The sequence below is a fragment of the Stenotrophomonas sp. YJH_SMC_73 genome, assembly GCF_059370155.1.
On the sequence record NZ_JCAFTJ010000001.1, the window covers coordinates 239,187 to 262,262 of the forward strand.

At 67.2% G+C, this 23,076-nt stretch carries 23 protein-coding genes; 15 read left to right on the forward strand and 8 right to left on the reverse strand.

Annotated elements, in window-relative coordinates:
- Positions 1 to 139 precede the first annotated feature (139 nt).
- Entirely contained in the window at positions 140 to 1,978 is a 1,839-nt protein-coding gene (gene glmS, locus AC5P8R_RS01125; RefSeq protein WP_495222925.1) for a glutamine--fructose-6-phosphate transaminase (isomerizing), read from the forward strand.
- Between the two features lie 445 nt (positions 1,979 to 2,423).
- Positions 2,424 to 2,855 (forward strand): CBS domain-containing protein, encoded by a 432-nt coding sequence (locus AC5P8R_RS01130; protein WP_014648481.1) that lies wholly within the window; start codon positions 2,424 to 2,426, stop codon positions 2,853 to 2,855.
- Between the two features lie 67 nt (positions 2,856 to 2,922).
- Here AC5P8R_RS01130 and AC5P8R_RS01135 read toward each other — a convergent pair whose 3' ends face one another.
- Positions 2,923 to 3,351 carry a VOC family protein gene (locus AC5P8R_RS01135; protein WP_041863842.1) on the reverse strand — a complete coding sequence of 143 codons (429 nt, stop codon included), beginning with the start codon at positions 3,349 to 3,351 and terminating at the stop codon, positions 2,923 to 2,925.
- Positions 3,352 to 3,441: 90 nt separating this feature from the next.
- Positions 3,442 to 3,957 (reverse strand): lactoylglutathione lyase, encoded by a 516-nt coding sequence (gene gloA, locus AC5P8R_RS01140; protein WP_014648479.1) that lies wholly within the window; start codon positions 3,955 to 3,957, stop codon positions 3,442 to 3,444.
- 125 nt (positions 3,958 to 4,082) lie between these two features.
- On the opposite strand from gloA, the gene AC5P8R_RS01145 reads away from it, so the two are divergent.
- A complete protein-coding gene (locus tag AC5P8R_RS01145) occupies positions 4,083 to 5,195 on the forward strand; it encodes a PLP-dependent cysteine synthase family protein (protein ID WP_014038552.1) in 1,113 nt (370 codons plus the stop codon).
- 138 nt (positions 5,196 to 5,333) lie between these two features.
- Here AC5P8R_RS01145 and AC5P8R_RS01150 read toward each other — a convergent pair whose 3' ends face one another.
- Positions 5,334 to 5,738 (reverse strand): hypothetical protein, encoded by a 405-nt coding sequence (locus AC5P8R_RS01150; RefSeq protein ID WP_014648478.1) that lies wholly within the window; start codon positions 5,736 to 5,738, stop codon positions 5,334 to 5,336.
- A 170-nt stretch (positions 5,739 to 5,908) separates the two neighbouring features.
- On the opposite strand from AC5P8R_RS01150, the gene AC5P8R_RS01155 reads away from it, so the two are divergent.
- Positions 5,909 to 7,939 (forward strand): M3 family metallopeptidase, encoded by a 2,031-nt coding sequence (locus tag AC5P8R_RS01155; RefSeq protein ID WP_262087861.1) that lies wholly within the window; start codon positions 5,909 to 5,911, stop codon positions 7,937 to 7,939.
- Positions 7,940 to 8,010: 71 nt separating this feature from the next.
- Here AC5P8R_RS01155 and AC5P8R_RS01160 read toward each other — a convergent pair whose 3' ends face one another.
- The 3 genes from AC5P8R_RS01160 to AC5P8R_RS01170 form a co-directional block, all read right to left on the reverse strand.
- Positions 8,011 to 8,814 (reverse strand): SDR family oxidoreductase, encoded by an 804-nt coding sequence (locus AC5P8R_RS01160; protein WP_169411965.1) that lies wholly within the window; start codon positions 8,812 to 8,814, stop codon positions 8,011 to 8,013.
- A complete protein-coding gene (locus tag AC5P8R_RS01165; protein WP_049406028.1) occupies positions 8,811 to 9,377 on the reverse strand; it encodes a DUF1415 domain-containing protein in 567 nt (188 codons plus the stop codon). Before AC5P8R_RS01165 ends, AC5P8R_RS01160 begins: the two co-directional genes overlap by 4 nt.
- A 101-nt stretch (positions 9,378 to 9,478) precedes the next feature.
- Entirely contained in the window at positions 9,479 to 9,961 is a 483-nt protein-coding gene (locus AC5P8R_RS01170) for a YajQ family cyclic di-GMP-binding protein (RefSeq protein ID WP_006471121.1), read from the reverse strand.
- Positions 9,962 to 10,116: 155 nt separating this feature from the next.
- Between AC5P8R_RS01170 and AC5P8R_RS01175 the strand changes: the two genes are divergently transcribed.
- The 3 genes from AC5P8R_RS01175 to AC5P8R_RS01185 all read left to right on the forward strand — a co-directional run bounded on the left by AC5P8R_RS01175 (position 10,117) and on the right by AC5P8R_RS01185 (position 12,917).
- Positions 10,117 to 11,013 carry a DMT family transporter gene (locus AC5P8R_RS01175; protein ID WP_014648474.1) on the forward strand — a complete coding sequence of 299 codons (897 nt, stop codon included), beginning with the start codon at positions 10,117 to 10,119 and terminating at the stop codon, positions 11,011 to 11,013.
- A gap of 210 nt (positions 11,014 to 11,223) precedes the next feature.
- Complete coding sequence (locus AC5P8R_RS01180) at positions 11,224 to 12,231, forward strand: methionine ABC transporter ATP-binding protein (RefSeq protein ID WP_014648473.1); 1,008 nt, start codon at positions 11,224 to 11,226, stop codon at positions 12,229 to 12,231.
- Positions 12,228 to 12,917 (forward strand): methionine ABC transporter permease, encoded by a 690-nt coding sequence (locus AC5P8R_RS01185; protein WP_014648472.1) that lies wholly within the window; start codon positions 12,228 to 12,230, stop codon positions 12,915 to 12,917. Before AC5P8R_RS01180 ends, AC5P8R_RS01185 begins: the two co-directional genes overlap by 4 nt.
- A 96-nt stretch (positions 12,918 to 13,013) precedes the next feature.
- Here the strand turns inward: AC5P8R_RS01185 and AC5P8R_RS01190 are convergent, their stop codons facing one another.
- Positions 13,014 to 13,616: a lipocalin family protein gene (locus tag AC5P8R_RS01190; protein ID WP_014648471.1), complete on the reverse strand. Its 603-nt coding sequence runs from the start codon at positions 13,614 to 13,616 to the stop codon at positions 13,014 to 13,016.
- 128 nt (positions 13,617 to 13,744) lie between these two features.
- On the opposite strand from AC5P8R_RS01190, the gene AC5P8R_RS01195 reads away from it, so the two are divergent.
- Together AC5P8R_RS01195 and AC5P8R_RS01200 are read left to right on the forward strand one after the other, a co-directional pair.
- The gene (locus tag AC5P8R_RS01195) at positions 13,745 to 14,068 is read left to right on the forward strand and encodes a hypothetical protein (RefSeq protein ID WP_495222926.1); all 324 of its coding nucleotides are present in this window, start codon (positions 13,745 to 13,747) and stop codon (positions 14,066 to 14,068) included.
- Between the two features lie 69 nt (positions 14,069 to 14,137).
- Complete coding sequence (locus AC5P8R_RS01200) at positions 14,138 to 16,234, forward strand: prolyl oligopeptidase family serine peptidase (RefSeq protein ID WP_014648469.1); 2,097 nt, start codon at positions 14,138 to 14,140, stop codon at positions 16,232 to 16,234.
- 118 nt (positions 16,235 to 16,352) lie between these two features.
- On the opposite strand, the gene AC5P8R_RS01205 is transcribed toward AC5P8R_RS01200, so the two are convergent.
- Positions 16,353 to 17,546, reverse strand: coding sequence for a pyridoxal phosphate-dependent aminotransferase (locus AC5P8R_RS01205; RefSeq protein ID WP_046432601.1), 1,194 nt, complete (start codon positions 17,544 to 17,546; stop codon positions 16,353 to 16,355).
- A gap of 143 nt (positions 17,547 to 17,689) precedes the next feature.
- Between AC5P8R_RS01205 and AC5P8R_RS01210 the strand changes: the two genes are divergently transcribed.
- From AC5P8R_RS01210 to xerC, 6 genes are all read left to right on the forward strand, one after another.
- On the forward strand, positions 17,690 to 19,801 hold the full coding sequence (locus AC5P8R_RS01210; RefSeq protein WP_014648467.1) for a S9 family peptidase: 2,112 nt from the start codon (positions 17,690 to 17,692) through the stop codon (positions 19,799 to 19,801).
- Between the two features lie 54 nt (positions 19,802 to 19,855).
- The gene (locus AC5P8R_RS01215) at positions 19,856 to 20,284 is read left to right on the forward strand and encodes a YbaN family protein (protein ID WP_014648466.1); all 429 of its coding nucleotides are present in this window, start codon (positions 19,856 to 19,858) and stop codon (positions 20,282 to 20,284) included.
- An 82-nt stretch (positions 20,285 to 20,366) separates the two neighbouring features.
- Complete coding sequence (gene lptM, locus AC5P8R_RS01220; protein ID WP_014648465.1) at positions 20,367 to 20,639, forward strand: LPS translocon maturation chaperone LptM; 273 nt, start codon at positions 20,367 to 20,369, stop codon at positions 20,637 to 20,639.
- Positions 20,632 to 21,483, forward strand: a complete 852-nt coding sequence (gene dapF, locus AC5P8R_RS01225; RefSeq protein WP_197621843.1) for a diaminopimelate epimerase — start codon at positions 20,632 to 20,634, stop codon at positions 21,481 to 21,483. Before lptM ends, dapF begins: the two co-directional genes overlap by 8 nt.
- On the forward strand, positions 21,480 to 22,154 hold the full coding sequence (locus AC5P8R_RS01230; protein WP_014648463.1) for a DUF484 family protein: 675 nt from the start codon (positions 21,480 to 21,482) through the stop codon (positions 22,152 to 22,154). The genes dapF and AC5P8R_RS01230 overlap by 4 nt, the downstream gene beginning before the upstream one ends.
- A gap of 16 nt (positions 22,155 to 22,170) precedes the next feature.
- The gene (gene xerC, locus AC5P8R_RS01235; RefSeq protein ID WP_046432594.1) at positions 22,171 to 23,067 is read left to right on the forward strand and encodes a tyrosine recombinase XerC; all 897 of its coding nucleotides are present in this window, start codon (positions 22,171 to 22,173) and stop codon (positions 23,065 to 23,067) included.
- The last annotated feature ends 9 nt before the right edge of the window (positions 23,068 to 23,076 follow it).

Consider the following 23,076-nt stretch of genomic DNA (forward strand, 5'->3'; position numbering starts at 1 on the left):
AGTTCAACAGGTTGGGCGGGCCGCTGGAGTGTCCGGGTGTCCGCGGACACCTTTCCGGACACTTTCATTAAGCGGACAGGAGGGGGAAGCCGGACACGCGGGCTAGAATGCGCCGATCGTCTTCAAGGAAACGCGTGACATGTGTGGAATCGTGGGTGCAATCGCCGATCGCGACGTGGTGCCGGTGCTGATCGAAGGCCTGAAGCGGCTTGAGTACCGTGGTTACGACTCCTCGGGCATCGCGGTGATCGATCACGCCGAGCGCCCCGAAGTACGTCGTGTCCGCCGCACCGGTCGCGTGTCGGAAATGGCCACGGCGGCCGAGGCCGAAGGGTTCAATGCGGTGCTGGGTATCGGCCACACCCGCTGGGCCACCCACGGCGGCGTCACCGAGGCCAACGCGCATCCGCACATCAGCCACGGCGTGGCGCTGGTGCACAACGGCATCATCGAGAACCACGAAGAGCAGCGCGAGAAGCTGCGCGCGCTGGGCTACACCTTCGAGTCGCAGACCGACACTGAAGTCATCGCGCACCTGATCCATCATCACCTGAAGGGCGGCGATGACTTGCTGGTGGCGCTGCAGCACACGGTGAACGAGCTGACCGGCGCCTACGCGCTGGCCGTGGTCAGCCGCGCCGAGCCGGAGCGCTTCGTCTGCGCGCGCATGGGCTGCCCGCTGCTGGTGGGCCTGGGCGAGGGCGAGAACTTCGTCGCCTCCGACGTCTCGGCGGTGATCTCGGCCACCCGCAAGGTGATCTTCCTGGAAGAGGGCGACACCGCCGAGATCCGTCGCGATGGCGTGCGCATCTTCGATGAGCATGACCGGCCGGTCGAGCGCGATGTGCACCTGTCCGACGTGTCGCTGGCATCGCTGGAGCTTGGCCCGTACCGCCACTTCATGCAGAAGGAAATCCACGAGCAGCCGCGCGCGCTGGGCGACACCATCGAGGCGGCGATCGACGCCGGTGGTTTCCCGGCCGAGCTGTTCGGCAAGAATGCCGAAGCGGTGCTGTCGGGCATCGAGGGCGTGCAGATCATTGCCTGCGGCACCAGCTACTACGCCGGCCTGACCGCGCGCTACTGGATCGAGGCCATCGCCGGCCTGCCGTGCAGCGTGGAGATTGCCAGCGAGTACCGCTACCGCGCCGCGTATGCCAACCCGAAGCACCTGATCGTCACCATCTCCCAGTCCGGCGAAACGCTGGATACGATGGAGGCGCTGAAGTACGCCAAGGCGCTTGGCCACAAGCACACGCTGTCGATCTGCAACGTGCCGGAAAGCGCGATTCCGCGCGCCAGCGAGCTGGTCTGCTACACCCGCGCGGGCGCGGAGATCGGCGTGGCTTCGACCAAGGCCTTCACCACCCAGCTGGCCGCGCTGTTCCAGTTGACCGTGGTGCTGGGCAAGCTGCATGGCCGCATCGACGCGGCGCAGGAAGCGGATTACCTGGAGCAGCTGCGCTTCCTGCCGGGCAGCGTGCAGCACGCACTGAACCTGGAGCCGCAGATCGCGGCGTGGGCCGAGCGCTTCGCGCGCAAGTCCAATGCGCTGTTCCTGGGCCGTGGCCTGCATTACCCGATCGCGCTGGAAGGCTCGCTCAAGCTCAAGGAGATTTCCTACATCCACGCCGAGGCCTACCCGGCGGGCGAGCTGAAGCACGGCCCGCTGGCGCTGGTGGACGAGGACATGCCGGTGGTGGTGATTGCCCCCAATGACAGCCTGCTGGAGAAGGTGAAGTCGAACATGCAGGAAGTGCGCGCCCGTGGTGGCGAGCTGTTCGTGTTCGCCGACCAGGACAGCAACTTCAATGAGTCCGAAGGCGTGCACGTGATCCGCACGCCGCGCCATGCCGGCGTGCTCAGCCCGATCGTGCACACCATTCCGGTGCAGCTGCTGGCCTACCACACCGCGCTGGCACGCGGCACCGACGTGGACAAGCCGCGCAACCTGGCCAAGAGCGTGACGGTGGAGTAACACTCCCGGATCCGTTGAATGCTGCATGCGAAAGGGGCCCGCGTGGCCCCTTTCGTTTGCGTGGTTGGCCATGCCAAGTGGGACAGCCGCCGGGTGTTCTGTCCGCCGTCGGCAGCAGGCAATCATTCTTTAATGCGTGGCATTGGCTGTATTCAGCGGCGGTTTCAGCCGCGGTGCCATTCTCTGGATCGTCGGTTGGTTCCCACGACGAACTGTCCTATCGATGCCGGTAGTGACCGATGGTCGCAGTCGTAGAATCGATTTGACCGAGGTCCGGGTTGAGCGGTTGAGCCCACCTCGTTCGCGTTGCAGCACATCGCCTGCCGATCCATTCCACGCGGCGGCCGGGTGCGCCAGACGTGCGCTGAAAGGTCTGTTCCCGGGGAGGGGGCGTATCGGAAGAGCACACTTTTTTGACTTCAGTGACCTGCACCAGGAAACAAGAATGAACGTCCGCGAACTCCTGCAATCCAAGAAAGAAGCTGTCATCACCATCGACGCCGAAGACACCATCGGTGCCGCCGCCCACAAGATGAGCGCGAACAGGATCGCTGCGCTGGTGGTGATGAAGGACGATGCCCCGGTCGGCATCATTTCCGAGAAGGACATCGTGCGTACCCTGGCCGACGACGGCCCGCAGGCCGGCCGCCGGGTGATCTCCAGCCTGCCGTCCACCGGCCTGGAAGGCATTGCGCCGGACGCGACGCTGAAGCAGGCCATGTCGTTGATGACGTACTCGCGGCGCCGTCATCTGATGGTGACCGACGGCAACCAGCTGGTCGGCATCCTCAGCCTGGGCGATATCGTGAAGAACCTGCTGGGCGAGCTGGAACTGGAAAAGGCCGTGCTTCAGGACATCTACATGGCCGCCCACTGAGGGCTGCAGCGCTGGAAGCAGGGAAGCCGGGCATTGCCCGGCTTCTTCGTTCACGGCTTCGGTGATATCAGAACGTGACCTTTACCGAGTCGGCGCTGTAGTTCGCAGGACCGTGATAGACCACTTCGATGTTGTTGCCGTCCGGGTCGAGCACGAAGGCGCCGTAGTAGCCCGGGTGGTAGGGGCGTTCGCCCGGCGCGCCGTTGTCGGTGCCGCCGGCGGCGATCGCGGCGGTATGGAAGGCATCGACGGTGGCGCTGTCGCGGGCCTGGAAGGCCAGATGGTGCCGGCCGGTCAGCTGGCCGGCGGCGGCCTCGCTGCTGGCGCTGGAAATGAACAGCTCATCGGCCCAGAAGTAATCATCGCCTTCGCCGGCGATCGGGATGCCGATGGTGTCGAACACCGCCTGGTAGAAGCGGCGGCTGGCCACCAGGTCACGCACCACCAGCTGGATGTGGTCGATCAGGCGGCCGCGGTGCAGTTCCATCGTTTCCATACGAACCTCGCAAAAAAGGGGACGGAGGGGATTAAGTCGCTTCCGGCCAATAGTGCCAGAAACGACTTAATCCCCTCCGTCCCCTTTTTGTCAGTTGGCGATGATTTCGACCCAGTAGCCGTCCGGGTCCTTGATGAAGGCCAGGTTCTTCATGCGGCCGTCGGTCAGGCGCTTCTGGAAGGTCACGCCGAGGTCCTCGAAGCGCTGGCAGGCGGCCTCGATGTCCGGCACCGACACGCAGATGTGGCCGAAGCCGCGCGGGTCGCTGTTGCCGTCGTGGTACACCGCACCGGCCTGGGTTTCGGTACCGTGGTTGTGGGTCAGTTCCAGCACGCCCGGCAGGCCGGCCATCCACAGGCGGCGCTGGCTGTCGTCTTCTGGCACCACTGCGCCGGCCGGCACGTAGGCCAGGAAGTACAGGCTGAACTGGGCGTCCGGGAAGTCGCGCTTGTCGATCAGCTGGTAACCCAGCACGCGGGTGTAGAAGTCCAGCGAGGCGGTGATGTCCTTCACCCGCAGCATGGTGTGGTTGAACACGAAGCCGCTGGTTTCGGCCGGGGCCTGGGCGGCGACGCCGGGGACATCGCGCAGGGCGGGAATGGTCATGGGGGAGGTCCTTCAGACGGGGCCGTTGCCGGCCGGATGGCGCCATTCTACCGGCCCGCACCTGACGGCACCGCGACGTACAATGGCCGGATCGCACCGTTCCGTCCTGATAACGATTGCCCGCCATGTCGCAGCGTGAATGGGTGGCCGCCGCCATCCGCAAGATCGAAGCCGATTTCAACCGTTCCGCCGATACCCATCTGATCCCGCTGGCGCTGCCCGGGTTCGAGGGCATCGACCTGTACCTGAAGGACGAGTCGAGCCATCCCACCGGCAGCCTCAAGCACCGGCTGGCGCGCTCGCTGTTCCTGTACGCGCTGGCCAACGGTTGGTTGCGCGAGGGCCGGCCAGTGATCGAGGCCTCCAGTGGCTCGACCGCCGTGTCCGAAGCCTATTTCGCGCGCCTGCTGGGCCTGCCGTTCATTGCGGTGATCCCGGCCACCACCTCGCCGGAAAAGATCGCGGCGATCGAGTTCCATGGGGGCCGCTGCCACCTGGTCGAGCGCGCCTGCGACCTCAACTGTGATTCGGAAAAGCTGGCCCGCGAAACCGGCGGCCACTTCATGGACCAGTTCACCTATGCCGAGCGGGCGACCGACTGGCGTGCCAACAACAACATCGCCGAATCCATCTTCAAGCAGATGGCCGAAGAGCCCAGCCCGGTTCCGGAATGGATCGTGTGCAGCCCGGGTACCGGCGGTACCGCCGCCACGCTGGGCCGTTATGTCAGCTACCGCCGGCATGACACCCGCATCCTGTGCGCGGACCCGGAAGTGTCGGTGTTCTTCGACGGCTACAAGGCTGCCGTGGCCGGTGAACAGGACTGGCGTGGACTGACCTGTAGCGGTGGCTCGCGCGTGGAAGGCATCGGCCGGCCACGGGTGGAGCCGAGTTTCATCCCGACCAGTGTCGATGCGATGGTGAAGGTGCCCGATGCGCTGAGCCTGGCCGCGATGCGCCATGTCAGCCGCCAGCTCGGCCGCCGTGTCGGTGGCTCCACCGGCACCAACTTCATCGGCGTGCTGCAGGCCGCGCAATGGATGCGTGAGGCGGGCCACCAGGGCAGCATCGTCAGCATCCTGTGCGACAGTGGCGAGCGCTATGCGCAGAGCTATTACGACCCGGCGTGGTATGGGCGACAGGGAATCGATGTCGACGGCGCCGATGCGCAGCTGGCGGCGGCGGTGGCCGGGCAGGGGTTGCCCGAACTGCCGTGGTGCAGCCTGGAAGCGTTGTAACGCGGCAACGCACGGCCGGCTGTGCATCGGCTGGGTAGCGTCTACTGTTGGTCGACCGCTCCACGTTCAGGTCGCCAGAATCCCGCGCTGCGCGCGAAAGTCGACCCACAGTCGACTCCACCCGGTCGCCGGGGCGTCTCAATACCCCGCTGCGGTGAACGCATCCAGCACCGCGTCGCGCAGCGCATCAGGCAACGCCTCGATGTCCATCGCGCGGTCATCCAGGTGCAGGCTGGGGTCCAGGATGCTGGCGCGTCCCTGGGCCAATGCCTGCAGCCACAGCAGCACGCAGATCACGAACTCGCGCTCGTGGCCCAGCTGCAACTGGCTGGCGCCGCGCTCGATCACCTCGAACGGGTACCACTCCTGGGCATCGTTGAACGTGCCGCCCTGCTGCAATACCGCCTGCAGCTGCTCCAAATGGCGGGGGGCGTCGTCGCCGGCATCGCACAGCGCGGCGATCCAGGCCAGTTCTGCCGGGCTGGCGGACAGCGCCAGCGAGCGCGCCGGTGAGATGGATGCCACTGCAGCCAGACCTTCCATGTAGGGCCTCGTTCGGTAAGTACCGCTGCGGACTCCCCCGCAGCCAGAGCTTCGGTGCGCGGCCGTCAGGCCGACGTGAACGCCGGCGCATGCCCCCTTGTCAGCCGCGCCTGTCAGCGCCATATCTGGGAAGCTGCCCGCCCGCCGGGCCCGTTCCCTGGAGATCTGCCGTGACCGTTGCCAACCCCCTGCTCGACTTTTCCGGACTGCCGCGCTTTGACGCGATCCGCCCCGAGCACGTCGCGCCGGCGCTGGATGTGCTGCTGGCCGAGGCCGAAGCTGCCGTCAGCGCAGCCGAGCGGGTGCAGCCGGTGCGTTGGGACACCTTCGTCACCCCGCTGGATGACGCCACCGAGCGCCTGTGGCGTGCCTGGGGCCTGGTCGGCCACCTGCAGGGGGTGGTCAACACCCCGGAACTGCGTGAGGCCTACAACGGCAACCTGCCGCGGGTGACCCGTCTCGCCAGCGCGCTGGGCCAGAACCTGGCGCTGTATCGCCAGTACCAGGCACTGGCCGCCAGCCCGGAGGCGGCGCATTTCAATGAAGCCCAGCGCAAGGTGCTGGACAACACGCTGCGTGACTTCCGCCTGGGCGGTGCCGAGCTGGCACCTGAGGCGCAGCAGCGCTTTGCGGCGATCAAGGAGGAACTGTCGGCGCTGTCGGCGAAGTTCTCGCAGAACGTGCTCGACGCCACCGATGCATGGTCGCTGTACATCGAGGACGAAGCGCGACTGCTGGGCCTGCCGGAAGACGTGAAGGCTGTCGCGCGCGCTGCGGCAGAGAAGGACGGCAGGACCGGCTGGAAACTGACCCTGCAGATGCCGTGCTACCTGCCGGTGCAGACCTGGGGTGAAGACCGCGACCTGCGCGAGATCCTGTACCGTGCCAGCGCGCAGCGTGCATCGGAGTTCGGCGATGACGCGCTGGACAACAGTGGCAACATCGACCGTATCCTTGCCCTGCGCGCCGAACTGGCCGCGTTGCTCGGCTTCGATTCGTACGGCCATTACTCGGTGGCGACCAAGATGGCGCAGGATCCGGCCGAAGTGCTGGGTTTCCTGCGTGACCTTGCCGCGCGAGCCAAGCCGTTCGCGGCCAAGGACCGCGCCGAGCTGGAGCAGTTCGCACGCGAGCAGCTGGGCATCGATGCCCTGCAGGCCTGGGACCTGGCGTTCGCCGCCGACCGCCTGAAGCAGGCGCGTTACAGCTATTCCGAGCAGGAAGTGAAGCAGTATTTCACCGAACCGAAGGTACTGGGCGGCCTGTTCTCGGTGATCGAGCAGCTGTATGGCCTGCATGTGCAGGAAGACAGCGCACCGGTGTGGCACGAAGACGTGCGCTTCTTCCGCCTGGTCGATGCGCAGGGCGCGCTGGTCGGCCAGTTCTACCTGGACCTGTACGCACGCGAGGGCAAGCGCGGCGGTGCGTGGATGGACGATTGCCGCAACCGTCGCGTGCGTGGCGACGGCAGCGTGCAGACGCCACTGGTCTACCTGGTGTGCAACTTTGGCCGGGGCGCCAACGGCAGGCCGGCGACCTTCAGCCACAATGAAGTGACCACGCTGTTCCATGAGATGGGCCACGGCCTGCACCAGCTGCTGACCCGCATCGGCGAACTGGGCGTGGCCGGCATCAACGGCGTGGAATGGGACGCGGTGGAGCTGCCCAGCCAGTTCATGGAGAACTTCTGCTGGGAATGGGACCACCTACAGGGCATGACCGCGCACGTGGACAGTGGCGAGCCGCTGCCGCGCGCGCTGTACGAGCGCATGCTGGCTGCGCGCAATTTCCATAGCGGCATGGCCACGGTGCGCCAGCTGGAGTTCGGCCTGTTCGACATGCTGCTGCACAGCCAGTTCGAACCGGCGCAGGACAGCGTGCTGGCACTGCTGGACCGAGTGCGCGCGGAAGTGGCCGTGAACCACCCGCCGGTCTGGAACCGCTTCCCGCACCAGTTCAGCCACATCTTCGCCGGTGGTTACGCCGCGGGTTACTACAGCTACAAGTGGGCCGAAGTGCTCAGCGCCGATGCCTACGCCGCGTTCGAGGAAGCGCCGCAGGCACTGGCTGAAACCGGTGCACGCTTCCGCGATGAGATCCTGTCGCGTGGTGGCAGCCGCCCGGCGGCGGAGAACTTCAAGGCCTTCCGCGGCCGCGCGCCGCAGATCGACGCGCTGCTGCGGCACTCGGGCATGGCGTAAGCGAAAAAAAGGGGACGGAGGGGATTAAGTCGTTTGTGCACAAACGACTTAATCCCCTCCGTCCCCTTTTTCTATTCGGCGTAGATCATCTTCCGGGTCATGCCGCCGTCGACGATGAAGTCCTGGCCGGTGCTGAAGCCGGACAGCGACGACAGCAGGTACACCGCCAGCGCGCCGATGTCCTCGGGGCGGCCGACCCGGCCGACCGGGTGCTGTGCCTGGTCGATGGCCGAGTACTCCGGTGCGTGTCGCCGCGAGGGGGCCTGCCAGGCCGTGGTGCCGATCCAGCCCGGACTGATGCTGTTGACCCGCACCGTTGGGCCGGCACTGATCGCCAGCGCATGGGTGAACGCCACCAGCCCGCCTTTGGCCGCAGCATAGGCCTCGCTGTGCGCTTCGGATTGCCAGGCGCGGGTCGAGGCGATGTTGATGATTGCGCCGGCGGCGCTGGCCGTCAGCGCCGGTAGTGCGTGCTTGCTGCACAGGAAGGCACCGTGCAGCGAGGACAGGCGGCGCTGCCACTCGTCCCAGTCCATGTCCTGCAGCTGCGTGCCATGCGGTCCGGCGATGCCCGCGTTGTTGACCAGCCCGTCGATACGGCTGAAACGCCGCAGGGCCACGGCGATGAAGTCGCGCACGCTGGCTTCGTTGGTGATGTCCAGGCGCTGGAATGCGGCCTCGCCACTACGCTGCCATTCCGCCAGGCACGCCTCGCCGGCCTCCACGTCCAGGTCGCCGATCAGCACGCGTCCGCCGGCACCGAGCACGGCCTGTGCGATGCCACGGCCGATGCCGTTGGCGCCGCCGGTGACCAGCACCACCTTGCCCGACAGCGGCGCGGCCGGCCATGCGGCAATCGGCGGCACCGTGCTCACGTCAGGTCTTCGCCACGCAGGCGGCGATGCCAGCCGTCCACGCCGATGCGGTCCAGGGTCTGGATGTTGCGCTCGACGATCACGTCCGGGTCCGGATAGACATCCACTGCGCGCGCCACGCTGTCTTCGCGCAGCAGGTGCAGGGTGGGGAAGGGCGCGCGATTGGTGTAGTTGCTGGCGTCGTCCGCTGCCACGCCGTCGAACTGGTAGTCCGGGTGGAAGCTGGCCACCTGCAGGATGCCCTGCAGGTCCAGTGCCTCGATCGCGGCGTCGGCGTTGTCGAGGAAATCGTTGTAGTCGAGGAAGTCCGTCAGCACCTGCGGATGCACGATCAGCGTGGTATCGATCTGCTCGGCCGGCGTATCGCGCAACAGCACCAGTTCCTCGGCCAGCTGCTCAACCAGCGCTTCCGGCGTGGTCGCATCACTGAGCACGATGCGGACCTGGTCCTTCACATACACCGCCTTGGCGAACGGGCACAGATTCAGGCCGATGACGATGCGCTCCAGCCACAGGCGGGTGGCAGCGATCGGGTCATCGGTGGGCAGGGGGGAATCGGTCATGGCGGGCACGTCGGCTGGCGGGGCCGCCATTGTAGGCGCGTCGCTGGCAACGCGCCGTCGTGCCTGCCGCTGGCAGCGCCGGGGCAGGCCCGGCGGATGCCTCAGTCGCGGAAGTTGTTGAACTGCAGCGGAAGCTCGAACTTGCCGGCCTTGAGCACGGCGATGGCGTCCTGCAGGTCGTCGCGCTTCTTGCCCTGCACGCGCAGCTTGTCGCCGTTGATCTGGCTTTCCACCTTCAGCTTGGCATCCTTCAGCGCCGCCGCGATCTTCTTGGCGATCTTCTGCTCGATGCCCTGCTTGACGGTGATCTTCTGCCGGGCCTGGGCCAGGTTGGTCTCGATGTCGCCGAACTCCAGGCTGAGCACGTCGATGCCGCGTGCGGCCAGGCGAGCACGCAGGATGTCGTTCATCTGCTTGAGCTGGAATTCGGTCGGCGCGGTCTGGTTGATGACATCGCCGTCGCGCTCGAACTTTGCGTCCACGCCCTTGAAGTCGAAGCGGGTGGCCAGTTCGCGGTTGGCCTGGTCGATGGCGTTGGTCAGCTCGTGGGTGTCGACTTCGGACACGACGTCGAAGGAAGGCATGGGCGGTGCTCCGCAGGTTTCAGTGGCGATCATTCTATCGCGAGGGCCCGCATGCCCGCCCTTTGTAGCGCCGAGCCCACGCTCGGCGGCTTTGTGAAGGGCAGCCGAGCGTGGGCTCGGCTCTACAGAAAGCGACGACCGGGCGATAATGGGCCATGAACGTGCAACGCTCCCCTTCGCGTGCGGTGGCCTGGATGGTCGCTGCGGTCGCCTGTTTCTCGCTGATGGACGCTGGCATGAAGCAGCTGTCGGCCAGCTATCCGACCCTGGAAGTGACCTTCCTGCGCGGCGCGGCCTCGTTGCCGTTCGTGCTGGTCTGGGTGTTGGCCAGCGCCGGCCCGCGCTCGCTGGTGCCGCGTCGCTGGGGCCTGCACCTGCTGCGTGGCGCGCTGGGCATGGCGATGATCGGCTGCTTCGTGTTCGCCCTGCGCGACCTGCCGCTGTCCACCGCCTACACCATCTATTTCGTCGCCCCGCTGCTGATCGCCGCCTTGTCGGTACCGCTGCTGGGCGAGCGGGTCGGGCCACGGCGCTGGGTCGCCATCGGCATCGGCCTGGTCGGCGTGCTGGTGGTGCTGCGGCCGGGCGTGGACGGTTTCATCTCGGTGCCCGGCCTGATGGTGCTGGCTGCGGCCACCGCCTATGCCGTGGCGGCGATCACGGTCAGCCTGCTGACCCGCACCGATACCTCGCAGTCGATGGTGGTCTGGTTCCTGGTGATCATGGCCATCGGTGCCGGCCTGCTGTCCCTTCCCGGCTGGGTGCCGCTGCAGCTGGCGCATGCGCCGCTGATCGCCGGCATGGGCCTGGCCGGGGCGCTGGGCCAGATCGCCCTGACCAAGGCGTTCCAGCTGGGCGAGGCCTCGATGATCGCGCCGCTGGAGTACAGCGGGCTGGTCTGGGTGATCGGCTGGGACCTGGCCTTCTGGGGCCAGCTGCCTGATGGCTATACCTGGGTGGGCGCCGCGATCATCGTGGCTTCGGGACTGTACCTGCTGCATCGTGAGCGCCTGAACCGGGTGCAGCCACCGAAGCCGCTGGACCATCCCTGAGCCGGTTGGGCCTGGGAATGGGGTCAGAGCCCCTGCGGGGATCCGACCCCGGGGTCGGATCCCCGCAGGGGCTCTGACCCCAGCCAACACGTCGGCGCGGGCGGCTTAGAATCAAAAGGAATAACATTCTGGCCCATGGCGCGGGCGCGCGACCGCCTGCGCTGGTAGGCTGCACGCCCCCTTCCGTCACCCAGCCGGTGAGCCACGCCCGTGATCGAGTTCCAGCGCCTGCACAAATCCTATGCCGTTGCCGGCCGCGAAGTCAGCGCGCTGCAACCGCTGGACCTGACCATCGAGGCCGGTGAGGTATTCGGCATCATCGGCCATTCCGGCGCCGGCAAGTCGACCCTGATCCGCATGATCAACCGCCTGGAAGAACCCAGCGGTGGCCGGCTGCTGATCGGTGGCGAGGATGTCACCGCACTGGACGCGGACGGCCTGCGCACGCTGCGCCGGCGCATCGGCATGATCTTCCAGCACTTCAACCTGCTGTCGTCGCGCACGGTGGCTGGCAATGTCGCCTTCCCGCTGGAACTGGCCGGCACGCCGCAGGCGGAGATCGACGCGCGCGTGGCCGAGCTGCTGCAGACCGTGGGCCTGGAAGCGCATGCGCAGAAGTATCCGGCGCAGCTGTCCGGCGGCCAGAAGCAGCGTGTCGGCATCGCCCGTGCGCTGGCGACCCGCCCGCAGATCCTGCTGTGCGACGAGGCCACCAGCGCGCTGGATCCGCAGACCACCGCCTCGGTGCTGTCGCTGTTGTCGAAGATCAACCGCGAGCTGGGCCTGACCATCGTGCTGATCACCCACGAGATGGACGTGATCCGCCGTGTCTGCGACCGCGTGGCCGTGCTCGATGCTGGCCAGATGGTCGAGACCGGTCCGGTTACCCGGGTGTTCCTGCATCCGCAGCACCCGACCACGCGGCGGTTCGTCAGCGAATCGGAGCACGTGGACGAAGGGGCGTTGCACCGCGATTTCGACGTGGTGGGCGGGCGCATCGTGCGCCTGACCTTCCTCGGCGGCGACACCTACGAACCCCTGCTCGGCAGCGTCGCGCGCCAGACCGGGGTCGACTACAACATCCTGTCCGGCCGTATCGACCGGATCAAGGACACCCCCTATGGCCAGCTGGTGGTCGCCCTGGTGGGCGGTGACCAGTCCGCCGCGCAGGCTGCCTTCGTGGCTGCCGGCGTGCATGTCGAGGAGCTGCGTCGATGATCATCGCCACTGCCGGCGGTTTCTTCCGTCACCTGGATGCGGGCAAGTGGGCCGACATCGGCCAGGCCACCTTCGACACCCTGCTGATGCTGCTCGGTTCGCTGCCGCTGACCCTGGCCATCGGCCTGCCGCTGGGCGTGCTGCTGTACCTGTTCGGGGCGCCGCAGATGAAGCGCCGGCCGTTTGCCTATGGCGTGCTGGCTCTGGTGGTGAACCTGCTGCGCTCGGTGCCTTTCATCATCCTGATGATCGTGCTGATCCCGGTCACGCTGTTCCTGATGGGTACCTCGCTGGGCGTGCGCGGCGCGATCGTGCCGCTGGTGATCGGCGCGGCGCCGTTCTACGCGCGCCTTGTCGAGACCGCGCTGCGCGAAGTGGATCGTGGCGTGATCGAGGCGACCCAGGCGATGGGCGCCACCACCTGGCAGCTGGTCACCCGGGTGCTGCTGCCGGAAGCACGACCGGGGCTGATCGCCGGGGCGACGGTCACCACCGTGGCCCTGATCGGCTTCACCGCGATGGGCGGTGCGATCGGTTCCGGTGGCCTCGGCGACCTGGCGTTCCGCGATGGTTACCAGCGTTCGCACACCGACGTGGCGCTGGTCACCGTGGTCCTGTTGCTGGTCCTGGTGCAGCTGCTGCAGATGCTCGGCGACCGCCTGGTCGCGCATTACAGCCGCAAGTAACAGAATGCCGGGCGGCAGCCGGCCAGCGGCCGGCTCTACCCGATTGCCGGGAAAAAAACGGTAGTGCCGGCCGCTGGCCGGCAATTCCACGTGCGGTCAACGCGCGTTCGGTACTTCGTAGCCCAGCTTGCCGACCTGTTCCGGATGCTGAGGCACGCGCTTGAGCTTGTCGGTGTTCACGCCGTACTCGTCGCGCAGGCGCTCGGCCAGCTCCTTGTACAGGGCTTTGTCCATGTCCGGCTTGCGCGCGAAGATCCAGGCCATTTCGCGGCCCGGATAACCGATCAGTGCCCATGAATAGTCCGGGGCCACTTCCAGTACCCGCGAATGGGTCGGCACCACGCGATAGAACCAGGTTCGCCAGCCATGGTTGCCGCTGTCCGGATCGACGCTGGCACGTGCGCGAATTTCCTGCAGTGGTTCGCCGAAGCCATCACGGTAGCGGTAGGTGATGGCGACCTTGTGCTCGTCGCGCAGCTCGTACTCGTTGACGCTGGCGACGTGCCCGCGTTCGATGAAGTTCGGCACGCGGCCGATCACATACCAGGTGCCCATGAAGCGCTTCAGGTCGATCGGCGCCCCCGGGTCGGCCGCGTCGGTGGCGCTGGCGCGGGGCGACGGCGGCTCACTGGCGGCCATGGCAGGACCTGCCAGGGACAGAGCCAGCAGCACGGCGCAGAACGGGCGGATCGAAGTCATGCGGGAGCGGGCTCCAGTGGGCTTGCACGCGCATGGTCGACTGTGTGCACGCGATCCGTCAATGGTGTCGCATCCTGTGAGAAGGGGCTTGCCCAAGCTGTGTTGCATTGTCTACCGGAGAAGCCCCCATGAACGCTCGTTCCGTCCGTCACCCTGCAACTGAACGCGTCATCGAACGCGCCGACCCACGCCTGCTGCGCGGCGTGCGGCAACTGGCGCTGGCCGGGCTGGCGCTGGTCCTGGTCTGGCCGGCGGCGCGTGGCAGCAGCGCATGGCTGGGCTGGCTGCCGATGTGGCTGGTGGGCATGCCGCTCGCGGCCTGGTGGGCGCTGCTGCGCTTTCCGCTGCCGCACCCGTCATGGCGATGGCGGGCGCGGCGTACCGGTGGACAGGCGCGCCGTCGGCCGGCTTCCGCCGCACGCGGCCGGCGCGGTCCGGCGGCCACGGCCTGACCTTCGACACGGGGGAGGCCGCGACATTCCGTGCTAGCGTTCCCCGGCTTATGACTGCCTGGAGCTGCAATGTCACGACTCGCTTCCGCCTGCCTGCTGGCCGGCATGATGACCGCTGCCTCGGTGGGGACCGCCGTGGCCGCTGAAGACACCGATCGCTACGCCTGGCTGGAGGACGTCACCGGCGACAAGCCACTGTCCTGGGTCAAGGAACAGAATGCCAGGTCCGAGGCGCGCCTGGCGCAGACCCCGGCCTTCAAGCAGATGGAGACCAGCATCCGCGAGGTGCTCGACTCCGACGCCAAGATTCCCGGCGTGCAGAAGATCGGTGACTACTACTACAACTTCTGGAAGGACCAGCAGCACGAGCGCGGCCTGTGGCGCCGCACCACCCTGGCCGAGTACCGCAAGGCCTCGCCGCAGTGGGAGACCGTGCTCGACCTGGATGCACTGAACAAGGCCGAGGGCGAGAACTGGGTCTGGCACGGCGCCGACTGCCTGCGCCCGGATTACAGCCGCTGCCTGATCGCGCTGTCGCGCGGCGGCGCCGACGCCGACGTCACCCGTGAGTTCGACCTGGCCAACAAGACCTGGATCAAGGACGGCTTCTTCCGTCCGGAGTCGAAGGGCGGCCTCAACTGGGTCGATCGCGACACCGTGTTCGTCTACACCGACTTCGGTGCCGGCTCGATGACCACCTCCGGCTACCCGCGCGTGGCCAAGCTGTGGAAGCGCGGCACGCCGATGGCCTCGGCCACCGTGGTGTACGAAGGCAAGCCGGAGGACATGTACATCGCGGCGATGCACGATGACACCCCGGGCTTCGAACGCAACCTGGTCAGCCGCACCCTGGCGTTCTACAACAACGAGCTCTACCTGCGTGGCGACGACGGCACGCTGACCAAGATCGACGCGCCGAACTCGGCCGAGAAGGGTTTGCACAAGCAGTGGCTGACCCTGGAACTGCGCGATCCGTGGACCGTGGGCGGCAAGACCTACGCGTCCGGTTCGCTGCTGGCGACGAAGCTGGACGACTTCCTGGCCGGCAAGCGCGACTTCGACGTGCTGTTCACCCCGACCGCGACCACCTCGCTGGCCAGTGCCAGCTGGACCAAGAGCCACCTGGTGCTGAATGTGCTGGACGACGTCAAGAACCGCCTGTCGGTGCTGACCCCGGGCGCCGACGGCTGGCAGACCAGCCGCTTCGTCGGCGCCCCGGCCTTCGGCACGCTGGGCGTGGCTGCGGTGGACAGCAATGACAGCGACGCGGTGTGGCTGACCGCCACCGATTACCTGACGCCGACCACGCTGGCCCTGGCCGAGATCGGCCAGGCACCGGAAACGCTGAAGACCATGCCGGCCTTCTTCGATGCCAAGGGCAAGGTGATCGAGCAGCACTTCGCCACCAGCAAGGACGGCACCCGCGTGCCGTATTTCGTGGTGCACGACAGGGCGATGAAGCTCGATGGCTCCAACCCGACCCTGCTGTATGGCTACGGTGGTTTCGAGATCTCGCTGACCCCGAGCTATTCCGGTGGCATGGGCCGCGCCTGGCTGGAGAAGGGCGGCGTGTACGTGGTCGCCAACATCCGCGGCGGCGGCGAGTACGGCCCGCGCTGGCACCAGGCGGCGCTGAAGCAGAACCGTCACAAGGCCTATGAAGACATGGCCGCGGTGGCGCGGGACCTGGTCAAGCGCAAGATCACCAGCGCCAAGCACCTGGGCGTGCAGGGCGGCAGCAACGGTGGCCTGCTGACCGGCAACATGCTGACCCAGTATCCGGAGCTGTTCGGTGCGGTGGTGGTGCAGGTGCCGCTGCTGGACATGAAGCGCTACAGCCACCTGTTGGCCGGCGCCTCGTGGATGGCCGAGTACGGCAACCCGGACACCAGCGACTGGGAATTCATCAAGACCTTCTCGCCGTACCACCTGTTCAACGCGAAGAAGAACTACCCGCCGGTGCTGTTCACGACCTCCACCCGCGATGACCGCGTGCACCCGGGCCACGCCCGCAAGATGGCGGCGAAGATGATCGACGCCGGCAAGGACGTGACCTACTACGAGAACATCGAAGGCGGCCACGGCGGCGCAGCCAACAATGCACAGGCCGCGCATATGTCCGCGCTGGCCTACAGCTTCCTGTGGGAGCGGTTGGGCGGCAAGTAAGCAGAACGGAAAACGCCGCCCCAGGGCGGCGTTTTTCTTTACCGGTAGTGCCGGCCGCTGGCCGGCAACCGCATCATTCAGGCATTCCCGGGTTGCTGGCCAGCGGCCGGCACTGCCGTCAACGTGATCCCTGCCAACGCTTCAACCCGCGTGCGATCCGCGCCACCGCCTCCTGCAACCGCGGTACCTGCTGGGTATACGCCAGCCGCACATGCTGGTTGGCGCGATGGAAGCCGAAATCCAGGCCCGGGGTGAATGCCACGTGCTCGGTTTCCAGGAAGTGCGCGCAGAACGCCTGCGCGTCGTCGGTGAACGCGCTGACATCGGCGTACAGGTAGAACGCGCCCTGCGGCTCGACTTCAATGCGGAAGCCGAGCTCACGCAACGCGGGCAGCAGGAAGTCGCGGCGTTGGCGGAACGCTTCGCGGCGCTGTTCGAAGATCGCCATTGATTCCTCGCTGAAGCAGGCGAGCGCGGCGTGCTGGGCGATGCTGGAGGCGCTGATGTACAGGTTCTGCGCCAGCTTTTCCAGGTCCGGTACCGCTGCAGGCGGTGCCACCAGCCAGCCCAGCCGCCAGCCGGTCATGCCGAAGTACTTGGAAAAACTGTTCAGCACGAACGCGCTGTCGTCCACCTGCAGCACGCTGGGCGCATCCAGGCCGTAGGTCAGGCCGTGGTAGATCTCGTCCACCACCAGGTGGCCGCCCCGCGCGTGCAGGGCCTGCGACAGTGCCGCCAGTTCGTCGGCGGACAGCACGGTGCCGGTCGGATTGGCCGGTGAGGCGACCAGCGCGCCGACGCTGTCGTCATTCCAGTGCTGTTCCACCAGCGAAGGGGTCAGCTGGTAGGCGGTGTCCGGGCCGACCGGCACCAGCTGCGCGCCGCCCTCGACGAGGCGCAGGAAGTGGCGGTTGCAGGGGTAGCCGGGGTCGGCCAGCAGCCAGTGGCGGCCGGGATCGACCAGCAGGCTGCTGGCCAGCAGCAGCGCACCGGACCCACCCGGGGTGACCAGGATGCGTCCGGGATCGACATCCAGCCCATAGTGGCTGCGGTAGAAACCGCTGATCGCCTGGCGCAGCGCCGGCAGGCCGCGCGCGGCGGTGTAGCGGGTGTGGCCGGCGGCCAGTGCGGCCTGGCCGGCACGCACGACGGGTTCGGCGGTAGTGAAGTCCGGTTCGCCGATTTCCAGGTGGATCACATCGTGGCCTGCCTGTTCCAGCGCCTGCGCGCGGGCCAGCAGGGACATCACGTGGAACGGAGCGATTTCATGGCTGCGCCGGCTGTAGCCCGGCGTGTGGGGCGGGGTGCTCATGTGCCCATGGTACGCCGGCCGGCGCAACCCATGACGTTCCGCAGGGTTGCCGCATTGCCGAGATTGGGGTCAGATCCCTTTTCGGGAAAAGGGATCTGACCCCGTCGAAGACCATTGCATTGATGCGCCAGGAGCCTTATCTCATGAAGTCCACTCTCTGCCTGTTGCTCGCCAGCCTGATGACCACGACTGCTACCGCCGCCACGCCGCCCGTTCCGCCGGATGCCGCCAAGCATCCGCACGTGGTCAAGGCGCCGTTCGGCGCGACCCGCAACGATGACTATTACTGGCTGCGCGACGACAAGCGCGAGAACAAGGACATGCTGGCCTACCTGCAGGCAGAGAATGCCTACGCCGACCAGCTGCTGGCACCGCTGAAGCCACTGGAAGACACCCTGTACAAGGAGATCGTCGGCCGCATCAAGCAGGACGATTCCAGCGTGCCGGCGCGCGAGCGCGGCTACTGGTACTACAGCCGCTTCGAGACCGGCCAGGATTACCCCATCCACGCGCGCCGCAAGGGCAGCATGGAGGCGGCAGAGGAAATCCTGCTGGACGTCAACGCGATGGCCGCCGGCAAGGGCTACTTCAGCGTCGGTTCGATGGAAGTCAGCCAGGACAACCAGCTGCTGGCCTGGGCCGACGATGACGTCGGCCGCCGCCAGTACACGATCCGCTTCAAGGACCTGGCCACCGGCACGGTGCTGCCCGATGTGATCACCGGCAGCTCCGGCGACCTGGTCTGGGCCGACGACAACCGCACCGTGCTGTATGTCGAAAACGATCCGGAAACGCTGCTGACCGTGCGCGTGAAGAAGCACGTGCTGGGCACCCCGGCCAGCGCCGACACCGTCGTCTACGAAGAGAAGGACGACAGTTTCTACATGGGCATCGGCCGCACCCGCGACGATCGCTTCATCACCATCGGCGTGCACAGCACCGTGTCCTCGGAAGAGCGCTACGCGCCGGCCAGCGACCCGACCACCTTCACCGTGCTGGCGCCGCGCCAGCGCGATGTCGAGTACGACGCCGACCACCATGACGGCCGCTGGGTGATCCGCACCAACGACGGTGCGAAGAACTTCAAGCTGGTCACCGCGCCGACCGATGCCACCTCGCGCGCGCAATGGAAGGATTGGATCGCGCACGACGATGCGGTGTTCATCGAAGGCTTCGAACTGTTCGACACGTACACCGCCATCGCCGAACGTTCCGAGGGCCTGGAGCGCATCCGCCTGCTGTTCAAGGACGGGCGCAGCGACTACGTGAAGGCCGACGAGCCGGCCTATTCGATGGGCCTGGGCGATAACACCGAGGCCGATACGCCGTGGCTGCGCTACGTCTACACCTCGATGACCACCCCGACCACCGTGTTCGAGCTGAACACCGCCACCGGCGAGCGTCGCCAGCTGAAGGTGCAGCCGGTGATCGGCTATGACGCCTCGAAGTACGAGACCGACCGCGTCTGGATCACCGCGCGCGATGGCGTGAAGGTGCCGGTGTCGCTGGTCTACCGCAAGGGCTACCAGAAGGACGGCAAGGGCGCGCTGTTCCAGTACGCCTACGGCAGCTACGGCATGTCGATGGATCCGTACTTCAACCAGACCGCGGTCAGCCTGCTTGATCGTGGCGTGGTGTATGCCATCGCCCACATCCGTGGCGGCCAGGAGATGGGGCGCGACTGGTACGAGAACGGCAAGCTGCTGCACAAGCAGAACACCTTCAACGACTTCATCGACGTCACCCGTGGCCTGGTAGCACAGGGCTGGGCGGCGAAGGATCGCGTGGCCGCGTCCGGTGGCAGCGCCGGCGGCCTGCTGATGGGCGCGGTGGCCAACCAGGCGCCGCAGGATTACCGGGTGATGGTGGCGCAGGTGCCGTTCGTCGACGTGGTCACCACCATGCTCGACCCGACCATTCCGTTGACCACCAACGAATACGACGAGTGGGGCAACCCGGAGCAGAAGCCGTATTACGACTACATGCTGTCCTACTCGCCCTATGACAACGTGAAGCAGCAGGCGTACCCGGCGCTGTACGTGGGTACCGGCCTGTGGGATTCGCAGGTGCAGTACTGGGAGCCCGCCAAATGGGTGGCCAGGCTGCGTGATGACAACACCGGCCACTACCCGATCCTGTTCCGCACCAACATGGAAGCTGGCCACGGCGGCAAGTCGGGGCGCTTCCAACGCTACCGCGAACTGTCCGAGTCGTACGCGTTCGTGCTGCAGCAGCTGGGCATCGCCCAGCCGTAACGGCGAAGGGGCGCCGGGCGCTGCCTGGCACCCCGAACCGGTATCCTTGCGGCCATGAGCCAGCCCGAGCCATCTGCACCCCGCGATAGCGCCACGCCGCCGCGCGTGGTGCGTTTCCGCTGGGCATGGTGGCTGCTGGCGTACGTCAGCCTGGGCACCGGCATCGTCGGCATCTTCGTTCCGGGGCTGCCGACCACCGTATTCATCCTGATCTCGGCCTGGGCCGCCTCGCGCGGTTCGGAGCGCCTGCATACCTGGCTGCTGCAGCATCCGCGTTTCGGCCCGGCCATCGCCAACTGGCAGGCACACGGGGCGGTCAGCCGCTACGGCAAGTGGATGGCCACGATCACCATGGCGGTATGCGCCGGCATCATGCTGTGGTGCGTGCCGATCGCCTGGGTGAAGTGGTTCTCGATCGGCAGCATGACCGTGGTCGCAATCTGGCTGTGGACGCGGCCGCTGCCACCGCCTCCCGCGGATTGAGCGCCGGCGGTAGTGCCGGCCGCTGGCCGGCAACCCGATTCCCTGCACCAACCGCTCAGCCGCCAATGGCTATACTCGGGGCATGAAGATCCCCCATCGAAACGCCATCCTGATTCCGCTGGCAGCGGCCTCGCTGCTGCTCCTCGCCGCCTGCGGCAACAAGGGCCCGCTGGTACTGCCGCAGAAGCCGGTGCCGGTGGAAGAAACCGTCGAACCCGCTGCCGAGCCCGCCACCGAGGCGACTGCGCCGCAGACCCAGGGCAGCGGCACCCCGGCCACGACCGTGGAGCCGGCCGCACCGGCCACCCAGCCGGCGCCCACGCCCGCGAAGAAGGCGGGCAGCGGGAATGAGTAAGGCCGGTTCCAAGGCCCTGCGTTTCAGCAAGATGCATGGCGCGGGCAATGATTTCGTAGTGATCGACCTGCGTGACGGCACCGCGCCGCCCACGCCCGAGCTGGCCGCGCGCCTGGCCGACCGCCACACCGGCGTTGGCTGCGACCAGATCCTGACCATCGAGGCACCACGTGCGGACGGTTCGGTGGCCTCGTACCGCATCTGGAATGCCGACGGCTCCAATTCCGAGCAGTGCGGCAACGGCGCGCGCTGCATCGCCGCCTGGCTGGTGCGCGAGGGCAGTGCGCAGGGCGTTGCATTCGTCATCGACAGCCCGCTGGCCAGCCATGAAGTGAAGGTGCTGGGCGAAGGGCAGTTTGCGGTGACGATGGGCGTGCCCGCCTTCGAGCCGGCCAACGTGCCGCTGATGGGCTTTGCGCACGCGCGCGAGGAATACCTGCTGCCGCTGCAGGGCGAGAGCGTACGCTTCGCCGCGGTGTCGATGGGCAACCCGCATGCGGTGATCGAAGTGGGCCTGGTCGATGCTGCACCGGTCGAGCGCGTCGGTGCGCTGCTGCAGCAGCATGCGTCGTTCCCGCGCTCGGTGAACGTGGGCTTCGCCCAGGTGATGAGCCCGGCCCACGCCCGCCTGCGCGTGTTCGAGCGCGGTGTCGGCGAGACCCTGGCCTGCGGCAGTGGTGCCTGTGCCGCCGCGGTGACCCTGATGCAGCGCGGTCGCCTGCAGCGCGATGCCCGCATCAGCCTGCCCGGTGGCGACCTGCGCATCCAGTGGTCGGGCGATGGCCAGCCGGTGGTGATGGCGGGCCCGACCGCATTCGTCTTCGAAGGGGAGTGGATCGCATGACCGAAACCGTCGACAAGCTCGGGGCCCATGAAGTCGCTGCCTGGTTGCGGCGTCATCCCGGCTTCCTCAAGCAGTTCCCGGACCTGGCCCTGACCCTGGTGGTGCCGCGTGACGACGGCCCGACCGCGTCGCTGGCCAGCTACCAGCTGGAAGTGCTGCGCGAGAAGAACCGCGAGCTGGCACGACGGTTGGCCGATCTGGGCGCGACCGCCCAGGTCAATGAGCGCCTGGCGGTGCGCACGCACCAGCTGACCCTGGCGCTGATGAAGCAGGACAACGCGGCTGACACCCTGCGCGCGATGGCCGCCTCGCTGCAGGAAGACTTCGCCGGCGACCTGGTGCGGCTGGTGGTGCACACGCCAGTGGCCGGGCTGGAACAGGCCGACTGGCTGCAGGTGATTGCCGCGGATGATCCGCAGCTGGGCCCGTTCCGCGATTGCCTGAACGATGGCGAGCCGATCTGCGGCCGCCTGCAGCCGGAAAAGAATGCCGTGCTGTACGGCGTGCGCAGCGAGGAAGTGCAGACCACCGCGCTGCTGCCGCTACCGGGCGTGGGCCTGATCGCGGTCGGCAGCCACGACCCGAACCGCTTCTACCCGGGCATGGGGACGTTGTTCCTGCGCATGATGGGCGACGCGCTGGTCACTGGCCTGAAGCGCTTCCCGGGCTGAGCAGGTTGCGACGACGATGAGCGCGGTACAGGCCTTCCTGCAGCACCTGCAGGTGGAGCGGCGGATGTCGGCGCATACGCTCGACGCCTACCGCCGCGACCTGGACGCGCTGTCGGCCTGGGCCGAGCCGCGTGGCGTGGCGGTGGAGGCACTGGATGCCGAGGCCGTGCGCCAGTTCGTTGCCGACGAGCACCGGCGTGGCCTGTCGGCCAAGAGCCTGCAGCGCCGCCTGTCGGCCTGCCGAAGCTTCTATGCCTGGCTGCTCAAGCACGGGCGTATCGAGGTCAGCCCGGCAGCGACGCTGAAGGCACCGCGCGCACCGCGCCGGTTGCCACAGGTCCTCGACGCCGATGAGGCGGTGCAGCTGGTCGAGCTGGAGCCGGAGGGTGAGCTCGGCCGCCGTGACCGCGCGTTGCTGGAACTGTTCTATTCCTCTGGCCTGCGCCTGAGCGAAGTCTGCGCGCTGACCTGGCGCGATCTGGATTTCGACAGCGGGTTGGTGAACGTGCTGGGCAAGGGCAACCGCCAGCGCCGGGTGCCGTTCGGCCGGCCCGCGCGCGAAGCCCTGCAGGCGTGGCGCACGGAAAGTGGGGGCGGCCCGGCCTCGCCGGTGTTCCCCGGCCGCAACGGGCCGATCAGCCAGCGCGCGGTGCAGATCCGCATCCGCCAGCTGGCGCAGCGCCAGGGCCTGTTCAAGCACGTGCATCCGCACATGCTGCGGCACAGTTTCGCCAGCCACATCCTGGAATCGTCCGGCGACCTGCGCGGTGTGCAGGAGCTGCTGGGCCACGCCGACATCGCCACCACGCAGATCTATACCCACCTCGATTTCCAGCACCTGGCCAAGGTCTACGACGCCGCGCATCCGCGCGCGAAGCGTCGACGCAGCAACGAGGGCAGCGGAGAAAGCTGAACGTTGCCC

Excerpts from the sequence above, each read along its gene's own strand:
- lptM (WP_014648465.1), top strand. The coding sequence starts at position 20,367 with ATGAAGATCCCCCATCGAAACGCCATCCTGATTCCGCTGGCAGCGGCC.
- AC5P8R_RS01215 (WP_014648466.1), top strand. The coding sequence starts at position 19,856 with ATGAGCCAGCCCGAGCCATCTGCACCCCGCGATAGCGCCACGCCGCCG.
- AC5P8R_RS01195 (WP_495222926.1), top strand. The coding sequence starts at position 13,745 with ATGAACGCTCGTTCCGTCCGTCACCCTGCAACTGAACGCGTCATCGAA.
- AC5P8R_RS01170 (WP_006471121.1), bottom strand. The coding sequence starts at position 9,961 with ATGCCTTCCTTCGACGTCGTGTCCGAAGTCGACACCCACGAGCTGACC.
- AC5P8R_RS01230 (WP_014648463.1), top strand. The coding sequence starts at position 21,480 with ATGACCGAAACCGTCGACAAGCTCGGGGCCCATGAAGTCGCTGCCTGG.
- AC5P8R_RS01145 (WP_014038552.1), top strand. The coding sequence starts at position 4,083 with ATGTCGCAGCGTGAATGGGTGGCCGCCGCCATCCGCAAGATCGAAGCC.
- gloA (WP_014648479.1), bottom strand. The coding sequence starts at position 3,957 with ATGACCATTCCCGCCCTGCGCGATGTCCCCGGCGTCGCCGCCCAGGCC.
- AC5P8R_RS01135 (WP_041863842.1), bottom strand. The coding sequence starts at position 3,351 with ATGGAAACGATGGAACTGCACCGCGGCCGCCTGATCGACCACATCCAG.
- AC5P8R_RS01210 (WP_014648467.1), top strand. The coding sequence starts at position 17,690 with ATGAAGTCCACTCTCTGCCTGTTGCTCGCCAGCCTGATGACCACGACT.
- glmS (WP_495222925.1), top strand. The coding sequence starts at position 140 with ATGTGTGGAATCGTGGGTGCAATCGCCGATCGCGACGTGGTGCCGGTG.
- AC5P8R_RS01150 (WP_014648478.1), bottom strand. The coding sequence starts at position 5,738 with ATGGAAGGTCTGGCTGCAGTGGCATCCATCTCACCGGCGCGCTCGCTG.
- AC5P8R_RS01200 (WP_014648469.1), top strand. The coding sequence starts at position 14,138 with ATGTCACGACTCGCTTCCGCCTGCCTGCTGGCCGGCATGATGACCGCT.
- AC5P8R_RS01165 (WP_049406028.1), bottom strand. The coding sequence starts at position 9,377 with ATGACCGATTCCCCCCTGCCCACCGATGACCCGATCGCTGCCACCCGC.
- AC5P8R_RS01205 (WP_046432601.1), bottom strand. The coding sequence starts at position 17,546 with ATGAGCACCCCGCCCCACACGCCGGGCTACAGCCGGCGCAGCCATGAA.
- xerC (WP_046432594.1), top strand. The coding sequence starts at position 22,171 with ATGAGCGCGGTACAGGCCTTCCTGCAGCACCTGCAGGTGGAGCGGCGG.
- AC5P8R_RS01190 (WP_014648471.1), bottom strand. The coding sequence starts at position 13,616 with ATGACTTCGATCCGCCCGTTCTGCGCCGTGCTGCTGGCTCTGTCCCTG.
- AC5P8R_RS01185 (WP_014648472.1), top strand. The coding sequence starts at position 12,228 with ATGATCATCGCCACTGCCGGCGGTTTCTTCCGTCACCTGGATGCGGGC.
- dapF (WP_197621843.1), top strand. The coding sequence starts at position 20,632 with ATGAGTAAGGCCGGTTCCAAGGCCCTGCGTTTCAGCAAGATGCATGGC.
- AC5P8R_RS01175 (WP_014648474.1), top strand. The coding sequence starts at position 10,117 with ATGAACGTGCAACGCTCCCCTTCGCGTGCGGTGGCCTGGATGGTCGCT.
- AC5P8R_RS01130 (WP_014648481.1), top strand. The coding sequence starts at position 2,424 with ATGAACGTCCGCGAACTCCTGCAATCCAAGAAAGAAGCTGTCATCACC.